13 protein-coding genes and 1 riboswitch are annotated in these 16,966 nt (G+C 48.7%); of the genes, 4 read left to right on the forward strand and 9 right to left on the reverse strand.

Going from position 1 to position 16,966, the window contains the following annotated elements:
* Positions 1 to 20 precede the first annotated feature (20 nt).
* From ACFRAM_RS15375 to greA, 7 genes are all read right to left on the reverse strand, one after another.
* Positions 21 to 1,565 (reverse strand): hypothetical protein, encoded by a 1,545-nt coding sequence (locus ACFRAM_RS15375; RefSeq protein WP_379466573.1) that lies wholly within the window; start codon positions 1,563 to 1,565, stop codon positions 21 to 23.
* Positions 1,562 to 3,094 (reverse strand): glycan biosynthesis hexose transferase WsfD, encoded by a 1,533-nt coding sequence (gene wsfD / locus ACFRAM_RS15380; RefSeq protein WP_379466574.1) that lies wholly within the window; start codon positions 3,092 to 3,094, stop codon positions 1,562 to 1,564. Before wsfD ends, ACFRAM_RS15375 begins: the two co-directional genes overlap by 4 nt.
* 28 nt (positions 3,095 to 3,122) lie before the next feature.
* A complete protein-coding gene (locus tag ACFRAM_RS15385; protein ID WP_379466575.1) occupies positions 3,123 to 4,277 on the reverse strand; it encodes a hypothetical protein in 1,155 nt (384 codons plus the stop codon).
* Positions 4,278 to 4,281: 4 nt separating this feature from the next.
* The gene (locus ACFRAM_RS15390) at positions 4,282 to 5,616 is read right to left on the reverse strand and encodes an MFS transporter (RefSeq protein ID WP_379466576.1); all 1,335 of its coding nucleotides are present in this window, start codon (positions 5,614 to 5,616) and stop codon (positions 4,282 to 4,284) included.
* A 104-nt stretch (positions 5,617 to 5,720) separates the two neighbouring features.
* Positions 5,721 to 7,019, reverse strand: a complete 1,299-nt coding sequence (locus tag ACFRAM_RS15395) for a nucleobase:cation symporter-2 family protein (protein ID WP_379466577.1) — start codon at positions 7,017 to 7,019, stop codon at positions 5,721 to 5,723.
* Entirely contained in the window at positions 7,013 to 7,633 is a 621-nt protein-coding gene (locus ACFRAM_RS15400; protein WP_379466578.1) for a xanthine phosphoribosyltransferase, read from the reverse strand. Before ACFRAM_RS15400 ends, ACFRAM_RS15395 begins: the two co-directional genes overlap by 7 nt.
* 176 nt (positions 7,634 to 7,809) lie before the next feature.
* Positions 7,810 to 7,913: riboswitch (purine riboswitch) on the reverse strand.
* A 173-nt stretch (positions 7,914 to 8,086) separates the two neighbouring features.
* A complete protein-coding gene (greA, locus tag ACFRAM_RS15405) occupies positions 8,087 to 8,566 on the reverse strand; it encodes a transcription elongation factor GreA (protein WP_175373389.1) in 480 nt (159 codons plus the stop codon).
* Between the two features lie 223 nt (positions 8,567 to 8,789).
* Between greA and ACFRAM_RS15410 the strand changes: the two genes are divergently transcribed.
* From ACFRAM_RS15410 to ACFRAM_RS15420, 3 genes are all read left to right on the forward strand, one after another.
* Positions 8,790 to 10,238 carry an FAD-dependent oxidoreductase gene (locus ACFRAM_RS15410; RefSeq protein WP_379466579.1) on the forward strand — a complete coding sequence of 483 codons (1,449 nt, stop codon included), beginning with the start codon at positions 8,790 to 8,792 and terminating at the stop codon, positions 10,236 to 10,238.
* Positions 10,239 to 10,357: 119 nt separating this feature from the next.
* A complete protein-coding gene (locus ACFRAM_RS15415) occupies positions 10,358 to 11,533 on the forward strand; it encodes an ATP-grasp domain-containing protein (protein ID WP_379466580.1) in 1,176 nt (391 codons plus the stop codon).
* A gap of 2 nt (positions 11,534 to 11,535) precedes the next feature.
* The gene (locus ACFRAM_RS15420; protein WP_379466581.1) at positions 11,536 to 12,285 is read left to right on the forward strand and encodes an esterase family protein; all 750 of its coding nucleotides are present in this window, start codon (positions 11,536 to 11,538) and stop codon (positions 12,283 to 12,285) included.
* A gap of 69 nt (positions 12,286 to 12,354) precedes the next feature.
* On the opposite strand, the gene ACFRAM_RS15425 is transcribed toward ACFRAM_RS15420, so the two are convergent.
* Together ACFRAM_RS15425 and rlmN are read right to left on the reverse strand one after the other, a co-directional pair.
* A complete protein-coding gene (locus tag ACFRAM_RS15425) occupies positions 12,355 to 12,645 on the reverse strand; it encodes a DUF6509 family protein (RefSeq protein WP_379466582.1) in 291 nt (96 codons plus the stop codon).
* A gap of 175 nt (positions 12,646 to 12,820) precedes the next feature.
* The gene (rlmN, locus tag ACFRAM_RS15430; protein WP_379466583.1) at positions 12,821 to 13,918 is read right to left on the reverse strand and encodes a dual-specificity RNA methyltransferase RlmN; all 1,098 of its coding nucleotides are present in this window, start codon (positions 13,916 to 13,918) and stop codon (positions 12,821 to 12,823) included.
* A 224-nt stretch (positions 13,919 to 14,142) separates the two neighbouring features.
* Here rlmN and ACFRAM_RS15435 point away from each other — a divergent pair, with 224 nt between their 5' ends.
* Positions 14,143 to 16,923: an O-antigen ligase family protein gene (locus ACFRAM_RS15435; protein ID WP_379466584.1), complete on the forward strand. Its 2,781-nt coding sequence runs from the start codon at positions 14,143 to 14,145 to the stop codon at positions 16,921 to 16,923.
* The last annotated feature ends 43 nt before the right edge of the window (positions 16,924 to 16,966 follow it).

Raw genomic sequence — 16,966 nt, forward strand, 5'->3', positions numbered from 1 at the left:
CCTAAGAACAAATTATTTTCTTATTTCATATATTTACGGCGATACATCCGGTAACCGATAACCAGCAGCCCGCCGAAGAACACCAAGGACACGATAATCGCCACAATAAAGAACTGGTTCTGTACACTGAACAGCCTTGTGAAGCTCTTGACCTGCTTCTGTTCATACTCGAAGTCTGCGCTCACAGCCTTGGGGCTGTAATCTATATTCAGCTCTTGACCATTTATAGAGATCACACCCTGCGAGGAGGTGATTGTATAGGTGTCTGTAGCCACCTTATGCGCTTCCTGTTTATAATCTGCAAAAGGAATCCAGGACTGCTCCAGCTTCTGCAATAGATTCTCCATTCCAGCCTCATCCTCCGGAAAATCGGCGACTATAGCGGTGTCCATTGGTAGATCTGTCAGTCCACTGCTCCCTGTTTTGTATTGTGTCACTAGATCATCCAGTGGCACACTGTATAGTGAGGAGATAAATGCCTTCGATGTATTGGTCTGCTCCATATAATGGAGTTCCTTATTGGGAAAAAGCACTGCCGAGTCAAAGAAAAGGAGACCGTCCTGTGCATATTCCTTGTCATAGGTCCAGTAGCTCTCTGCGCCGACGCCAAGTGGAGCAACGCCCTGATCTGCCAGTAGATTGATGAAGCTGCTCATCTTCTCCCGCAGCGTATCGTCGCTCCGGCTAATGACGGGGCCAATCACCGGGACATTAACCACAATACTGCCGTTACGGGCTTGAACAGCCTTCAGCGCCTCCAGATACCGCATCATTGCCGGGAAGTCAGTATTGGTAAAGACAGGGCGGATACTCGCAATGAAAGGAATGCCCTTCTGGTATAACCGTTCCGCCATCTGTTGCAGCAGGCTTAGATCAGTGAACGGATAAATCTCTTTTAATACGAGATACGAATGAGGGATATCCGTAATACGGAGCCACTCTCTCAGGACACAGGCCATCGCCAGCGAACTTCCATCTCCCTGTTTTAAATATGGAACATACGTATACTTGCCGCTGCTCACAGCATAAGGAGCCTGTACACTGCTTCCAAGAAACAACAGATTCCCATATGAACGGTCTGCTTCGCTTGCAGCAATGTAAGGCATATCTTGCACCTGTAGGCTTGCCTCCGGCAGACCGCCAATCCTTAGACTTGCGCTACCGCCAGGCTGTACAGCCACCGATAGATGCAGGGTGTCTTTCATATCGGCCATAGGGTTATACCCAATATGCAAATATTGCCCCTTATAATCCGCTAAATCCTCCAGAAAAACATGATTGTCAGTAGTAATATCAGCGGCATTTATTACCGTTATCACATTGGAATAATCATTCATGGCGCCTTTAACATATTGATCCAGGTGCACCAGTGTAACCTGCGCACTGTAGGCCGCCAGCTGCTTTTGAAGCTCATCAACATTGCCCTCGTGTACGGTCCCTTTCGCCAGACTATCGAACAGCAGCAGGACACGCAGCGGCGCGGCGGCGGATTGCGCAGGGGCAGGCGTAAGGAGCAGCAGACAGAGGAATAACGGCAGTACAACCATTGCAACTCGAGTCCTCACGCGCCCACACCCTTTTGCACTTCCGGATTGTAACCGCCGGTTGTATTCCGCTCTACATCCTTGAATATGGAACGGCCAATGACATTGGACACAGCCAGGAAGGTTACGAGATCGAACGATAACGTGAACAGAAATTCGTGTTTGGATAAATCGGCATCACCCGCTCCGATAATCGAAACCAAGATACCCGATACCCCTACACCCATCGTTGCCAGCACGAGCGCCATGCGCTGAATTCCCCGCAGGTTCCCTTCCTTGACAGCTGCTATACAGGACGGCATGTACAACCCCAAAATTAGCAGCACCCAGATAACAACAAAACCGAATGTATGAGGAGCAAGCTTTTGTTTAAGTAAACTGTAGCCAGAGAAAAAAAGGGTGTGTGCACCATATTCTTTTCCCACAGATTTCTCGTAATTCCCCATCGCCGGCGGCCTTATTGTAAACGCGCTTTTGGCAGCTACATTCAGAATAGAAGTCAACTGCCCCGGATTGCTGGCATAGTATTTCAGAATAGGAACGAACCCGTATTGACTGTAGAACTCTCTCTGGAGAATAGGTGAGTTCACATCAATCGTACTGTATTGCTCATAGTAAATCGTCCCTTTCAAAATGGCGTACTGTTCATCGATGCCAAAGGACTTCAGTGTATCTTCCGGGTTCGAGGACTGATTTAGCACCCCGCGGGTCATGGCATGGTATTGGTTGATATCCACAAATTCTTTGGAAATATTCAAGTAGGTTGCAACGCCAGTGAACATCATCAAGATTACAGAGCCCATGGTCAGCCAGCGAAATAAAGCATCCTTGCGAATCCAGATAAGTGTGATGGCTAGCACGGAGATAATCATGCCCACTGGGGCATTTTGCTGCTTGGAGGTGGTCAGGATAACCGTGCTAGTGACCAATAAGGCCAGCATCGCGTAGTCATTGTATCGTTTGCGGTATAAGGCCAGCCAGGAACCGAATACAAAAATCATCATGATCGTGACCACACTTTCACCAAAAAAGGAGTTAAAAAAAGCCGTATAGGCCGTATCGCCAAAGATAAAAATAGCAATCGCTGCAATTAGCAGCCCTTGCTTGCGGGACATTTTCCACGTAATCGATTCTATCAGAATATAAATAGCGCACACATACAGTATGGTATACATCGCAGCTTGAAAACGAACATCAAACACCTTATCGCTATACAACAACTTGTTCAGGCCGATCGCCAGCTTGATAAACAACGACTGGGAAGAGCTCAGAATCGCTTGGTTCTCATTGTAATACTGAAAGATTCCGAACTGCTTGATAAAGTAGCCAAAGTACTGACTGTCATAGTCCGGCTGGTTGAAATAAAGCCCGTTGCTGTAAGTGATGCGAAAGAAATCGCCATTATCGGCCATACCAATATAGGGGGCTGTAAATAAGGCGATAACGGTAATAATCAATACCCCAGATGCTGCTATAAATGCCGGGGAAGTCAAGGTGTTGGAAAACATCAGCTTTTGTCGAAATGAAGGTCTGAGATTGTATTCAAGCATAGCGTTTCCTTTCCTTCTGTACAGTTTGCTATTCGTAAGTGTAAGCCAACAACGCCATCAGATTGTCAAAAGAGTAGGCTTGTCCGCTCGCCGTGTCACCGAACCCTCCATACAGTACACTTCCCGTATCTAGCACACGGAACTCGTTCATCCGTTCGATACTTGTACGGTAGAGTTGATCATCTGCGAGCTGCGCCCCGATCATAGCCGTTATGGCATAAATCGCTGTGGAACGAATATCATTCACCGGAGTGCCTTCCCGCGTATATTGACCATAGAGCGTTCCCGCCTCCACCTGCTCGCGGATAAACCGGATGCTGGCAGGCTTCTGCAAATGGACCTCCGACAGGGCCAGTATAGTTAGCAGCGATTCTACTGTATTAATGTTCTCAGAGCTATATCTTCCGGTTTCATAATCAAAGCGGGTCTCATAGAACGGAAATGAATCCGAGAGATAGCCCTGCTCCTGAATTTCCTGCATGTTGTGCATGAGCACGGCGCGTTCCTCAACAGGAATCGACAATTTCTGCAACACACTCATATCAATATAACATAAAGTTACAAACTTGTTAGTCACATTGTATTTTTTATCGTAAAAATCGTACATATATCCGTCTTTCACATTGTAATGATAAAATCTTTGCCCGTACTTCGCCGCTTCCTGCGAGTAGCTCTCATCCTTAAAGGCCGTTCCGGCCTCCTCCAGCGCCCCTATCAAGCGCAGATCATCCACTGCCGCATTCACAGGGTACTGCTTCTGTAGCTTAGGACTAAAGCGATAGCTGAAGCCGCCCTCCATATCAAATGTCTTCTTTGCCTTCTCCCACTCAGCACCGAATAAGGCTTGGTTGCCGGTAAGAACTGCATATCTCATCATCAGAGACGCCGATTCGCTTAAGATCTCGTGTCCAGTGGCGGCCTCGCCCTTTTGGTCGGTCTCCAGCAGATTTGTGTATACGCCATACGTTCCAGTAAGTCTGGAGGAGATGAATGAATAGAGCATCTGTGCCTCCGCCATCTCTCCTGGCTTATGCACCACCCTGTCTGTCTCCTGCGGAGCTTCCGTATGACTAATAGGCTCTTGGGCAGCAGGCTTTACCGTCGTTTCGCAAGCAGATAACACGCTCATGCTTATGGCTATTACTGCAATAGAGCTCAGCTTTCGTTTCATAGTTGGCTTCAATATGTCACTTCCCTTCTGCGATGACTTGGCTCCTCGAGCGTGACCCTCTGTACCACATCAGAACACCCAGAGAACATAAGCAGACCGCCAGCAGTACCCCATATACTTGCTTGTACGCTAAGGCTGGAGCAAGATCCTTCTGGGCATGCAGCAGTAAACCGCAGACGGCTACAGACACCGAGCCGCCAAAGAATTGGATCAATTGCAGTAGTCCCATCCCGGACCCGATCCATTGGGGCGGAAGAATTAGTGAGGTCTCGTTGTTCAACGATGCCATCGTTGCCGAGAAGGCTGGGGAGAAACAGAGGTAGCCGAGCAGAATAATCGCTGGAGAGGCCGAAAGATCCAGCGCGAAGACTCCCAGCGTGAAGGCCATGATCGCATGCCCAATCAGCAGGAAGCGCATATTGCCATAACGGTCGATCCAGCGGCCGACGAAGCGGGTACAGAAGGCGGAAAAGACTGCACCAGGGGCAATGAACAGGCCGATTGATAGCGCCGACTGATGGAATAGATTGGCGAGGGCGAGCGGCATCAGGAATAGGTTGCCAAGATTCAACACCAGGATACAGAATCCGATGGTTACCAGCTTTCCATACCCGGGCATGCCCAGTAGCTGAGGATTGATGAACGGGCTCTTTGCCCGTTTGAGATGCAGTGCATGAATCACGAACGAAACCATGCTGATACCGAGCCAGATCAGCGACTGGCTTGTTACAGCAATCAGCAAGCTGGCCGCATTAATGATCGTAAGAGCAGCCCCCGGCACATCAAAGCTCGCCTGCCGCGGCATTTCCTTGGGCAGCAGGCGAAGAAGTACCGGTAACACTAATAGCACCAGGCAGGTGACTCCGAACAGTCCGTTCCAGCCCCAATACTGGCTGATAAGGCCCCCTACAATCGGGCCGAGGCCGAACGCCATGGCGCTCCCCGCTGAGATCATGGCAATCGCTGCGCCCCGGCGCTCGGCAGGCACATACCGGCTGGCCAGAACAAGACCGAGGCCTGCCATGGAGCCTGATCCTGCCGACTGCAGAATTCTTGTGATTAAAAGCGCCGTGAAATGATGTGCAAATAGCCCGAAGACCGAAGCTAGACCAAGCGTAATCAGGCCTACGGTGAGCAGCCTGCGGATCGGCACCAGATCCGACAGTCGGCTATATATCACTGTAGACAACGCATATCCGATCGAATAGCTGGAGATCACCCATGAGCCCAAATCGGCGGTGATCTGCAGATCCTGAATAATCGTTGGAATGGATACGTTAAACATCGTTGTGTTCATCACCACAATAAAGAGGCAAAAGGTCCATAGCGGCATCACGACTTTATCATTCATTAGGTTCCATCCTATCTCTTGTTATGAATCCAGTATATACTTCATGCAAAGAAGAGCAAGCCTAGGAATAGGATTGCTCTTCTGCTGTCCTTAATGGACGTATCTTATTGGGCTTCCTGCGAAACCGCTGTAGGTACTGCATTATCTTTGGTTTTGGACAGGAAAATATTTAGAATAATGGCGGTCAACGAACCGGACACGATACCGTTCTGCAGTAGCATTTTGGCAAACTCAGGAAGTTGGTCGAACATAGCCGGCAGTGTAGCCGAACCGAGACCCACTGCGATACTGCACGCAGCAATCAGCAGGTTACCGTCCTTGCGCAGATCAACTTCCGACAGAATCGACATCCCTGAAGCAGCTACCGAACCAAACATCACGATCATGGCTCCGCCGAGCACAGCACTAGGAATGACGGTAGTCAGTGCAGCAAGCTTAGGCAGCAGACCAAGTACGACCATAATTCCACCTGCGGCAAAGATAACATTGCGTGTTTTCACGCGAGTCAGCGAGATCAATCCGACATTCTGGGAGAATGCAGTGTAAGGGAAAGCATTGAAAATCCCGCCCAGCATAATCGCCAAGCCTTCCGAACGCAGTCCGTTTACAATTTGCTTCTGCTCTACCTTCTGCTCCGTCGCACGGCCTACAGCAAAGTAGACGCCTGTAGACTCTACCATACTAACGATGTTCACGATAATCATAGTCACGATCGCCGTCAGATTGAACTCCGGCCAGCCGAAGTAGAACGGCTGGGCAATGCTCACCCAAGAGGCTTCGCTTACGGAGGAGAAATGCACGATCCCCATACCGTAACCAATGGCCGTACCGACAACCAGGCCAACTAGCACGGATACGGAGCGGAGAAAGCCGGTCGCCAGACGATTGACGATCAGAATTACAAGCAGGGTAATCAGAGCCAGGAGCAAATTGCGTGGCTGCCCAAAGTCAGGACTGCCTTGGCCGCCAGCTACGTTATTCATAGCTACCGGAATTAACGAAAGACCGATGATCGTCACTACAGAGCCGGTAACGATGGTTGGGAAGAACTTCAGCAGCTTGCCATATAAGGGAGCTGCCAGCACGACGAATATGCCTGAGATAATAATTGCTCCGTAGGCCGTCGCCAGATTACTAGAGAGCGAGATCGCAATGATCGGACCTACTGCCGTAAAGGTACAACCAAGAATGACTGGCAGACGGCTGCCGAAATACTTAGTGCCCATGACCTGCAGCAGTGTTGCCAGCCCGCAGGTGAACAGATCGGCGGCGATCAGATACGCCATCTGTGTATTGTTAAGCCCCAGCGCGCCTCCCACAATCAGCGGGACAATGACCGCGCCGGCGTACATCGCCAGTACATGCTGCAGCCCGAGTGTGAATACCTTTTGTTTGCTTAACATCCTGCACTCTCCTTCATTAATTGTGATTCTACCTTCGAATCATTGTCTATAAAATGAATCTCCCCTGGTGCCATGGAAGAGATCCGGGCCAAGGAATGAACGTTGATGCCCCGCTGCTCCAGCAGCCCACGTCCTTCCTGGAAGCTCTTCTCAATCACACAGCCTACGCCGAGCAGTTCTGCGCCCGCTTCCTCGATAATATCAGCCAGCCCCACCAGCGCTGCTCCAGTAGCCAGAAAGTCATCGACAACGAGTACCTTATCGGCGGACCCCAGATATTTTTGCGAAATGCTAATCTGATAATCTTCCTGACGGGTGAAGGAATGTACAGGAGCGGAATATACCGCTTCGGAAAGAGTGACTGCCTTTCTTTTCTTGGCATAGATGAATGGAACGCCCAGTGCAATCCCCGCAGCCATGGCAAACTGAATGCCGCTAGCTTCCACCGTGAGTATTTTTGTAATTGGCAGGTGACCGAAAATCCTCTTAAACTCTTGCCCGATCGCCAGTGCCAGCTCCGTATCGACCTGATGGTTCAGAAATGAATCTACCTTCAGCACCTTGTCCGATAGAATCAAGCCCTCTTGTCTAATGCGTTCCTCTAGTACCTTCATAATGAAAATTCGTCGCCCCTTCTCTTGTTGAAAAATAAAAAAGGACAGACTCCTTGAGCGGTTCCTCTCAAGTGAATCTGTCCTTCTGGGTTTTTGTCCCTGGGTGGTGTAACACATTATAGTGTCCGCATCGCTTGGACCAGCCCTTCTCTGCCATAGCAGCAGAAGCGGAACCCTAGATGCGCTACTTCACTCATAGTCGGACAATTACATTGGTCATCCGGTAGAAACTTATGGGCCATATCCCCATGATTATATGAGTTTTTATGAATATTCCGATTGAATACTTTGTATATCTTACACGGTCAGCTCAGGTGTTACAAGCAAAATTTTAAGGGTGTTTCTCCCTGTCTTCATGAAATAAACCATTTCATCCATTTCGCGAAACGCCGCCATCCCCGTGCCCTTAAAACAAAACTCCCGGAGCTCTGATCCAGAGTCACCGGGAGTTGGCTATACCATTTTAATTTCGAGCAATTCGTACTTGATGACACCAGCAGGTGCATTGACGTGGATAACATCACCAATTTTCTTCCCCAGCAATTCCTTGCCCAGGGGACTCTCATAGGACAGCTTGTTATCCAGCACATCTGCTTCGGCTGGGCCTACGATCTTATAGTCGATTTTCTCCGCATATTCAATATCGTTCAATGTAACCGTCGCCCCTACACTAACCACGGAGAGATCCACACTGCTCTCATCCACGATCCGGGCCTTGGTCAGCATCTTCTCCAGAATCATGATCCGGGTCTCCATGAACGACTGGTCTTCCTTCGCAGAGTGGTATTCACTGTTCTCTTTCAAGTCCCCGTAGCTGATTGCCAGCTTCAGACGTGCGGCCAGTTCCTTCCGCTTGACGGTCTTCAGGTCTCTGAGCTCATCTTCCAGCTTGGCCAACCCTTCTTTAGTTAACAATACTTCTTCATTGGACATATTCTACAACTCCTATTTGGCTTGCCTTTATTGTAGTGTAACCTATATTGAGCGAACTTGCGAAAAGAAAACGCTATACCGGGATGATAATCTAATATTTCCAATCCTGACGAGAAATTTCCGTCTGCCGGAAAGAATGAAATTACTGTACCATAGTTATATGAGTGTTCCCCGTTTCCAGGGTATATGCCTCAAAAAATGACTACAGTAAGGAGTATGGCAAGTGAAACTCAAACCGGCTGAAAGCAAGCTCAAGAAATTTCAAGGATGGCTGCTTATTGCACTTATTCTGTCGCTGCTCACCCCTATTCCTTTCTCCTCAAAGGCTCAAGCTATTACAGCATCTGGTTCAGAAGCTCCCCAGTATGATGTCGTTGTGATTGGAAGCGAAATTCAAGGCGTCCTGCTCGCCAGAGAGGCACGTAACCAGGGATTGAAGGTAATGATTCTAGACCCGCGCAGCCGCCCGGGCGGCGAGTTACTCCAAGGCCAGATGTTTTTCCTGGATGATGTGAACGACAACAGCAAGAGGAATCTGGTTCAAGGTGAGATCAAGAACCTGTTCAATGATTACAAGAAAGGCAAGATCCGCAAGGCAGCCGATTTCGACCTTTATTATGAGAAGTTGGTCCAAGGTATCCCGATGCAGAGCGGAGTCACCATTGATTCCGTGTCCACCGTGAGCGGGGCCAAGGATAAGTCCCTGCAATCCCTCACCTATCGTCTAAAGAACGGCTCCAAAACAACCGTCACCTCCAGATACTGGGTGGAAAATACAGATTTCAATGCCCTGTCCGGTAAGCTGAACGGCAAGCGCATTCCGGGAATGGAGACCATCTATAACGGTAAGAAACCAGATTACATGGCCGCCACCTATATGCTGAACTTTAAGAATGTGGACTGGGGCAAGCTGCACCAGGCTGTACTGAAGGATTATCCATTAACCAACGTAGCCAAAAAATACGGCCCTAACACCTATGTAGACTGGCAGTTTGCCACCGGCTTCAGCAACATCACCAACCAGTACAAGGCCCAGAATAGCCTGTTGAAGCTGCGCGGGCTGAACGTAACCTATCAGAAGGACGGCGAAGCCATCATCAACGGTCTGCTCATTTATGATGTCAATCCTGCCGATCCCATCTCCGTACAGAGTGCAGTAGCCAAAGGCCGTGTTGAAGCACCACATATCCTGAGCTTCCTGCGTGCCAATATTCCCGGTTTCGCTAAGGCGGAGCTGAACGGCTTTCCCGACTATCTGTACATCCGCGACTATAACCGGTTCGAGACGCAATATGTGCTGGACTACCCTGATCTCATGAGCAGCAAAATGTTCTGGGATAATGTCAGCATTGGAGGCTATCCGATTGACCTGCAGGGCACTCGGACCATTCCAACCGGCATCGGATTTGGCAAGCCGGACCATTACGGTCTGCCGCTGCGTTCGTTCGAGCTGAAGTCCTATGATAATGTGCTGGTGACGGGCAAAAATGTCGGTGCTACCATCAAGGCTTACGGCAGCGCCAGAATCATGCCAACCACAGCGCTGGCGGCACAAACGATTGGAATTATTATAGGCCGGGAAAAGAATAAGCGGCTGGTTGACCTGACAGCGGCGGATTTCAAGCGAATTCATCAATACCTGGCTAAGGATTATAAAATCGTGCTCTCCTAGCAGAGCAAGGATTCAAGGTGAATCCGAGGATTGACGGATCAGGATGAAGCTGGTAGATTGAATCTAAATCATACAATTCAACTCGGAATTAATACTTTTAAGCTAAAGGGGTTGTTATCATGAATTTTGTATTTTTCTCCCCTCACTTCCCACAGAACAGCACAGAGTTTTGTTACCATCTGCACGAACAGGGAGCAACCGTGTTAGGGATTGGCGATGTCGAGTATGCCCACTTGGAGGACAAGCTGACAACCTCGCTTACAGAGTATTACAAGGTGGGTGATCTGGAGAATTATGATGAGATTCTGCGAGCCGTGGGGTACTTCACTCACAAATACGGCAAAATCGACCGCTTCGAATCCCTGAACGAATACTGGCTGGAACAGGACGCCAGCATTCGAACTGATTTCAACATCTATGGCACCAAAACGGATTTTGTTTATAACCTGAAGCAAAAGTCCAAGATGAAAGAGTTTTTCCATAAAAGCGGTGTAAGCACCGTGCAATTCTCCACAGGAACTACCCGTACCGACATTGACCCCTTTCTTCAGACCGTCGATTTCCCTCTGGTCGTCAAACCTGACCTTGGCTCAGGTGCAAGCATGACTTACAAGATCAACAATGAAGAAGAACTGAACGGCTTCTTTGCAACCAAGCCCGCGGACGTGGCTTTTATTATCGAGGAATTCATCGACGGCATCATTCTCACCTATGACGGGTTGGTTGATATTAATGGGAATGTGCGTTTCGCTACCAGCCACCGTTTTGAGCAAAGCGTCATGGACGTCGTCAACAATGATGATCATCTCTTCTACTTCTGCCTCAAGTACGTCAGTCCGGAGGTGGAACAGGCGGGTAAGAGTATTCTGAAGGCCTTCGATATTCGTGAACGCTTCTTCCATATCGAGTTGTTCAAATCGAATAAGGATGGACGAATCATTGCGCTGGAGGTCAACATGCGGCCGCCCGGAGCCTGGATGACGGATGCCATCAACTACACTCATGACATCGACATATACAAGGAATGGGCCTCCATGATTGTTAATAACGAGGTCGGCGGTCCCTATGACGGCAAATACTACACCGGTTATGCCAGCCGCAAAAATCACAAAACTTATACTTATAGCCATGAAGATATTCTGGCCGCCTTTGGCGCAAACATCGTCCATTTCAATGTGATTGAGGAAGTATTCAGCAGGGCCTCCGGGAACAGCGCCTATCAGTTCCGCGCAGAGGATCTGGATAAGATCAGACAGATTGTCCGCTATATCCAACAAGAAGAACAGGGTGTGTGAGGATGAGGATAAGCTACCATAAAGAGTACAGTCAATTTCTGAACCGTGATATGGAGTATAAAGTCTACGGTCACGCCGGCAAGCCTATGCTCGTATTCCCAACCTCACTCGGCAGATTCTATCAATATGAGGACTCCGGCATGGTGAACACGCTCCGGGAATTTATCGATGATGGTAAATTGCAGATTTGGGCCTGCGACAGCATCGATGAGGAGACCTTCTTCTCTACGCACTGGAATATCGAGGATAGAGTCGCCAGACATGAGCAATACGATAAATACATTACTCAAGAACTGGTGCCCGGTATCCTTCATCAGAGCAAGTGGAACAATGGCGGCGATGAGCAGCGCATCCTGATCTCCGGCTGCTCCATGGGCGCTTATTACAGCGGTAACTTCTTTTTCCGTTATCCGCAATATTTCGATACCTTGATCGCTCTTAGCGGGGTCTACTCCACAAGATACTTCTTTGGCGATTATGTCAGTGAGGCTGTCTATTTCAACTCACCACTGGATTATCTGCCGCAACTGGTCGATGACTATTACCTGAACCAGTACAGGCACAGCAACATCATCCTTTGCTGCGGCCAGGGTGCTTATGAAGACGAGATGCTGCAGGAGACACACTTACTGCAGGATCTGCTGGAGCGCAAGCAAATCCCGGCCCGTATCGACTATTGGGGCTCGGATGTGGACCATGACTGGCCCTGGTGGAACCGGCAAATTCATCATTATGTCAGCGGCTGTCTCTAAGTCCTGCTAACGTTAAAGCGCCCCGGGCATCGTGCCCGGGGCGCTCTTTTAATTGTCTGTCGCTATGCCTTATTCTTTCGGCAGATTCTCTTTGCAGAACTGCAGCAGCTCTACTTCCTCATCTTCTTCCAGATCGAACTCCAGAAGCTGGTGAGTTGCCGTACCCAGCAGATCATAGCTTACGATGCTGGTCACTTCATCTTCAACCTTCACAATGGTCCGTGCAGAAACGCCGCCGTCCACATACAACTCGTCGTCCTCTGCAATATCCAGATGAACCATAAACTCATATCGTTTGCCGGAAATAATTCCGAACGGGTCTTTGATTTGACCCACTATGTAGCTCTTTACTGTCAACACTGATCCATCAACCTCTTTTCCTCGCAACTGCCGCGTACCTGTATCATAACCTAACATCGGCTGGGCGGCAAACGAGGTTCTGCATAAATCAGCACCTATTTCTTCCTGAGAACAGACAGTGCCTGACTTTAAACATGAAAAAAACGTCCCCGCAGGGACGTCCGCAATTCAAATTTTAGCCTGCCGCAACTGTATCTTGTGCAGACTTGCCTTCTTTGGTCTTCTTGATTTGCTTGCTGCGCAGCTGACCGCATGCAGCATCAATATCAGTTCCGTGCTCCAGACGGGTGCTGACACTAACGCCCTGCTTCTTGAGTGTATCAAAAAACGCACGCACCGTTTCCCGCTCGGGTCTCTGATACTGGCCGTGCTCATCCACCGGATTGTACGGAATCAGGTTCACGTTAACGAGCGGCTTCCGATCCCCGATTAGTTCAGTCAACTCTAATGCCTGCTCCCGCTGGTCATTAACATCCTTCAGCAGAATATACTCCAGCGTAAGTCTCCGGTTGGTCTTCTCCAGATAATAATCGATGGCAGGCATCAATTTCTCCAGCGGAATAGCGCGGTTAATCTTCATAATCCGTGTCCGCAGCTCATTGTTAGGCGCATGCAGAGATACGGCGAGGTTCACCTGAAGATTAGCGTCAGCGAACTCCCTGATCTTATCGGCCAGACCGCTTGTCGATACTGTGATGCCTTTTCCGGCAATGGCCAGCCCCTTATGGTCCTTGATGACCCCAAGGAAGTCGACCATGTTCTTGAAGTTGTCGAACGGCTCACCGATGCCCATCACAACCACATGGCTTACCCGCTCGCCTTTTCCTTTGCTATCGAGATCCAGTTGCACCTTCATAATCTGCTCCACAATCTCTCCAGCGGAAAGATCCCGGCTCTTCGCCAGTAGTCCGCTCGCGCAGAAGCTACAGCCGATATTGCAGCCCACCTGTGTAGTTACACAGACGGACAAGCCATATTTCTGCCGCATGAGCACGGTCTCGATCAGGTTGCCATCCTTCAGGCGGAACAAGAACTTGATCGTTCCATCTGTCGATTCCTGCTTCACATGCTCCTCCATCGTACGAATCACGAAGTGTTCAGCCAGTAGTGCGATACAGTCTGTATTTACATCCGTCATTTGGGCAAAGTCCGTGACGCGTTTCCGGTACAGCCATTCCCACACTTGAGTGGCCCGGAATTTCTTATGCCCGTGTTCCAGCAGCCATGACGTCAGTTGTTCAAAAGTCAATCCATAAATGGATTCTTTATTCATTGGTTATCCTCTTTTCAACACATTAAAGTCCAGTCTATTCTAGCGTGTTCCAGCCAGGCTAACAATGCCTATTTATTGTCTCAAATTTTTTTTATTAAAACAAGGGCAGTAAATAAAAGCCTCAGAACTTATTAAAATGACACAAAAAAACATTTATTAGAAGACTATGTAAATATAAGTATGATAAAGTATTGTAATATCTACAAGAAAAGGAGATTATTCCCGTGTCAAATCCCGTGTACGGTAAACATGCCGTGAAGCTTAAAAGCTCTGCAAAGATTGCAAGCCCGATCTGGACACTAGTTGTTGCGTTTATCTTATTTTTAGTCTGGACCCCTTTTCAAGTCGGTTTGTTTAATGGGAATAGGACTGACTTCGAGAAACCTCTGTATATAGCTGCCTTAATAAGCCTCTTGATGCTGCTGGGCTGGGTCGCTCTGGATGCTGCCAAATCCAAAATAACCGAGCAACGTGATCTCATCCCCTTGGCGGCTGTACTGCTGCCGATTACGTACAACCTATCCCTATTGGTTGCCGTATCCAATTATAGAGCTATGAATATGATGTTCATCCAGAGCATGTTTGCAGCGATATTCATAATTTCAGTCTACCTACTGAAGCAAGCACGAATTAACGTTATTATCCAGAATAGCCTTCTTACGATCGCTTATTTTATTGTAGCCTTCGGACTACTGAACTGGCTGGGAAGCTGGAAACTCGCCGGCTCGCTGGTTGGCTGGTTCTCTGGAACTGTACAAGGCGGAAGATATAACGATGCAGTGATGATCGACTCTAACGGCTTGCGGCTGACTTCCATTTTCCAATATGCCAATACATACGCAGCCTTTCTGATGGCCTTCCTCTTCGTCGCCGTATTCGCCCTCGTTCGTTCCCGAAAGAGATATGCCGGGCTGGCTCATGGATTGATGCTGGTCCCCGTTATCGTGTCCATATTGCTGACCCTATCGCGGGGCGGACTGGTCATGCTGCCGGTTGTCTTCATTCTCCTGCTTCTGTTTCTGAAGCCGTTACAGCAGATCCTGTGGATTGTACATCTTGGGATCGCCGGTGTTATCTCACTAATCATTGCTGCACCTGTCACAAACGTAGGTATTGAGCTGAATGAGCTATACACCTCTGCCGCTGCTCTAAAGGGATGGGGGTATCTGCTAGGAGGCTCACTGACCGCTGCTGTGCTAAGCTGGCTAATTCAACGTTATGCTGCACCCTGGTTAGGAAGAAAGCTGCACAGACTGGATACGCGCAAACGATCCGGACTATGGATTCCACTGGGCTCCGTACTGTTAGTAGGAATCATCGCCTTCCTTTTTATCGGCACCAGCATGAAGAACATTCTGCCGGCCAACATGGAGACGCGGCTAGAGAACATTAACTTTAATCAGCATAGTGTGCTTGAACGCATCACCTTTTATAAAGATGCTATGAAGGTGGTGAAGGACTATCCGATCCTCGGTACCGGAGGAGGAGGCTGGGCCTCACTTTATGAACATTATCAGAACAACCCCTATGTCAGTCTCCAGGTGCATAACTTTTTCCTGCAGTATCTGATAGAGGTTGGAGTTCTAGGATTTATAGTGTTTATGGGCTTTATTCTTTATATTTTCTATAAATATTTGCTCGGCTATGTGAAAAGAGAAAAAGACGAGTTCGCCAACGGCTTCTTCTATCTCATTATTGCACTGTCTATCTTGCTGCACAGTCTGCTCGACTTCAATTTAAGCTATGCCTTTATGGGCATACTGGTCTTCATCGGCCTGGCTGGAATGACCGTGGCGATGGACAGCAAGCCACTAAAGCGGAACTGGAATAAGCAATGGCTGCGCTGGGGGTATTTCTCCGTGCTTGGGACAGGCTCATTAATCCTGCTGTTCATCCTGGTCGGTTATATCGGTTCATCTAATGCGATTGCCAAAGGCAAACAGCTGCTTCGGGTCAGCCAGATGTACGAAGAAATCAAGGAGCCGTTCGTTAAGGTGCTGAATCAACGCCCTGGTCACCCAGAAGCGGCAATATATCTTTCTTCTCTCAACCAGCAGGTATTTAATCAGACGCTGAACGAGCAATTCCTTGATGAGTCCTATCAAATAGTCACACGAGCACTCAAGAAAGAGCCTTACAACAAGCAGCTACTGACTCAATTGGCCGATTACTACGACCTCAAAGGTCAAGGTGAGCTAGCCCTCGGCGTGTATCGGGATCATGCTGTTGATTTCGTCTGGGATGTTAAATGGATCGATACATTAATCAGCCGCTCTTTGGCCATGGGAGCTGAAGCCAATACATTGAGGGACGACGCTGGAAAACAGGCATATTTCAATACCGGCCTTGAAGCCTATGCCAAAGTGCTCGCTGGCGTGGAGTATTTAAAGACATTACCTCCGGAGCAGTTGCAAGGACGTCCATACTCTGTCACACCGACCATTGCATTGAATGTAGGTAAAATACAGCTGTTGACCGGTGAACCGGAAAAAGCAGAAACCACACTAGGACTTGGGTTGAATGAGAATTACGGAGATCTCTTAAACAGCAGCAATCTCTGGGAAATGGATTGGTACGGTACACTTATTAGCCGCGCCTATGATCAGGGATTAGCTGCATACAAGAGGGATGATGAAGACAGTATGGAGACTAATCTAAACTTCGGTCTTCAAGCCTACAACCAAATTGTTGCTGATCTAGATTACCAAAAGACACTTCCTCCTGAGGAGCTACAGGGGAAACCGCTAGCTATTCCTCCCACTATTACGCTGAATATCGGCAAAATGAAAATGATTAACGGGAAGTTGCAGGATGCAGCCGCTACTTTGAAATCGGGTCTGACCGAAGATTACAGTGACACTACAAATCGTGAAATGGCCCGCTGGTATCTTGCTGCTCTGAAAAGATCGAACGTAGATCTCGACCAAACCGTATATGACCAGCTGCTGGCAGCCGATCCTGCGGCATTGGAGCAGGTGGATACTGCTGCTGCCTTACAATTTTAGCCTTCGGCATGTCCCTAATAAATCAATAGTCTTAACAAATAGA

Origin of the sequence: Paenibacillus sp. NPDC056722 (assembly GCF_042790635.1) — a bacterium.
Taxonomy (GTDB): domain Bacteria; phylum Bacillota; class Bacilli; order Paenibacillales; family Paenibacillaceae; genus Paenibacillus_AQ; species Paenibacillus_AQ agri.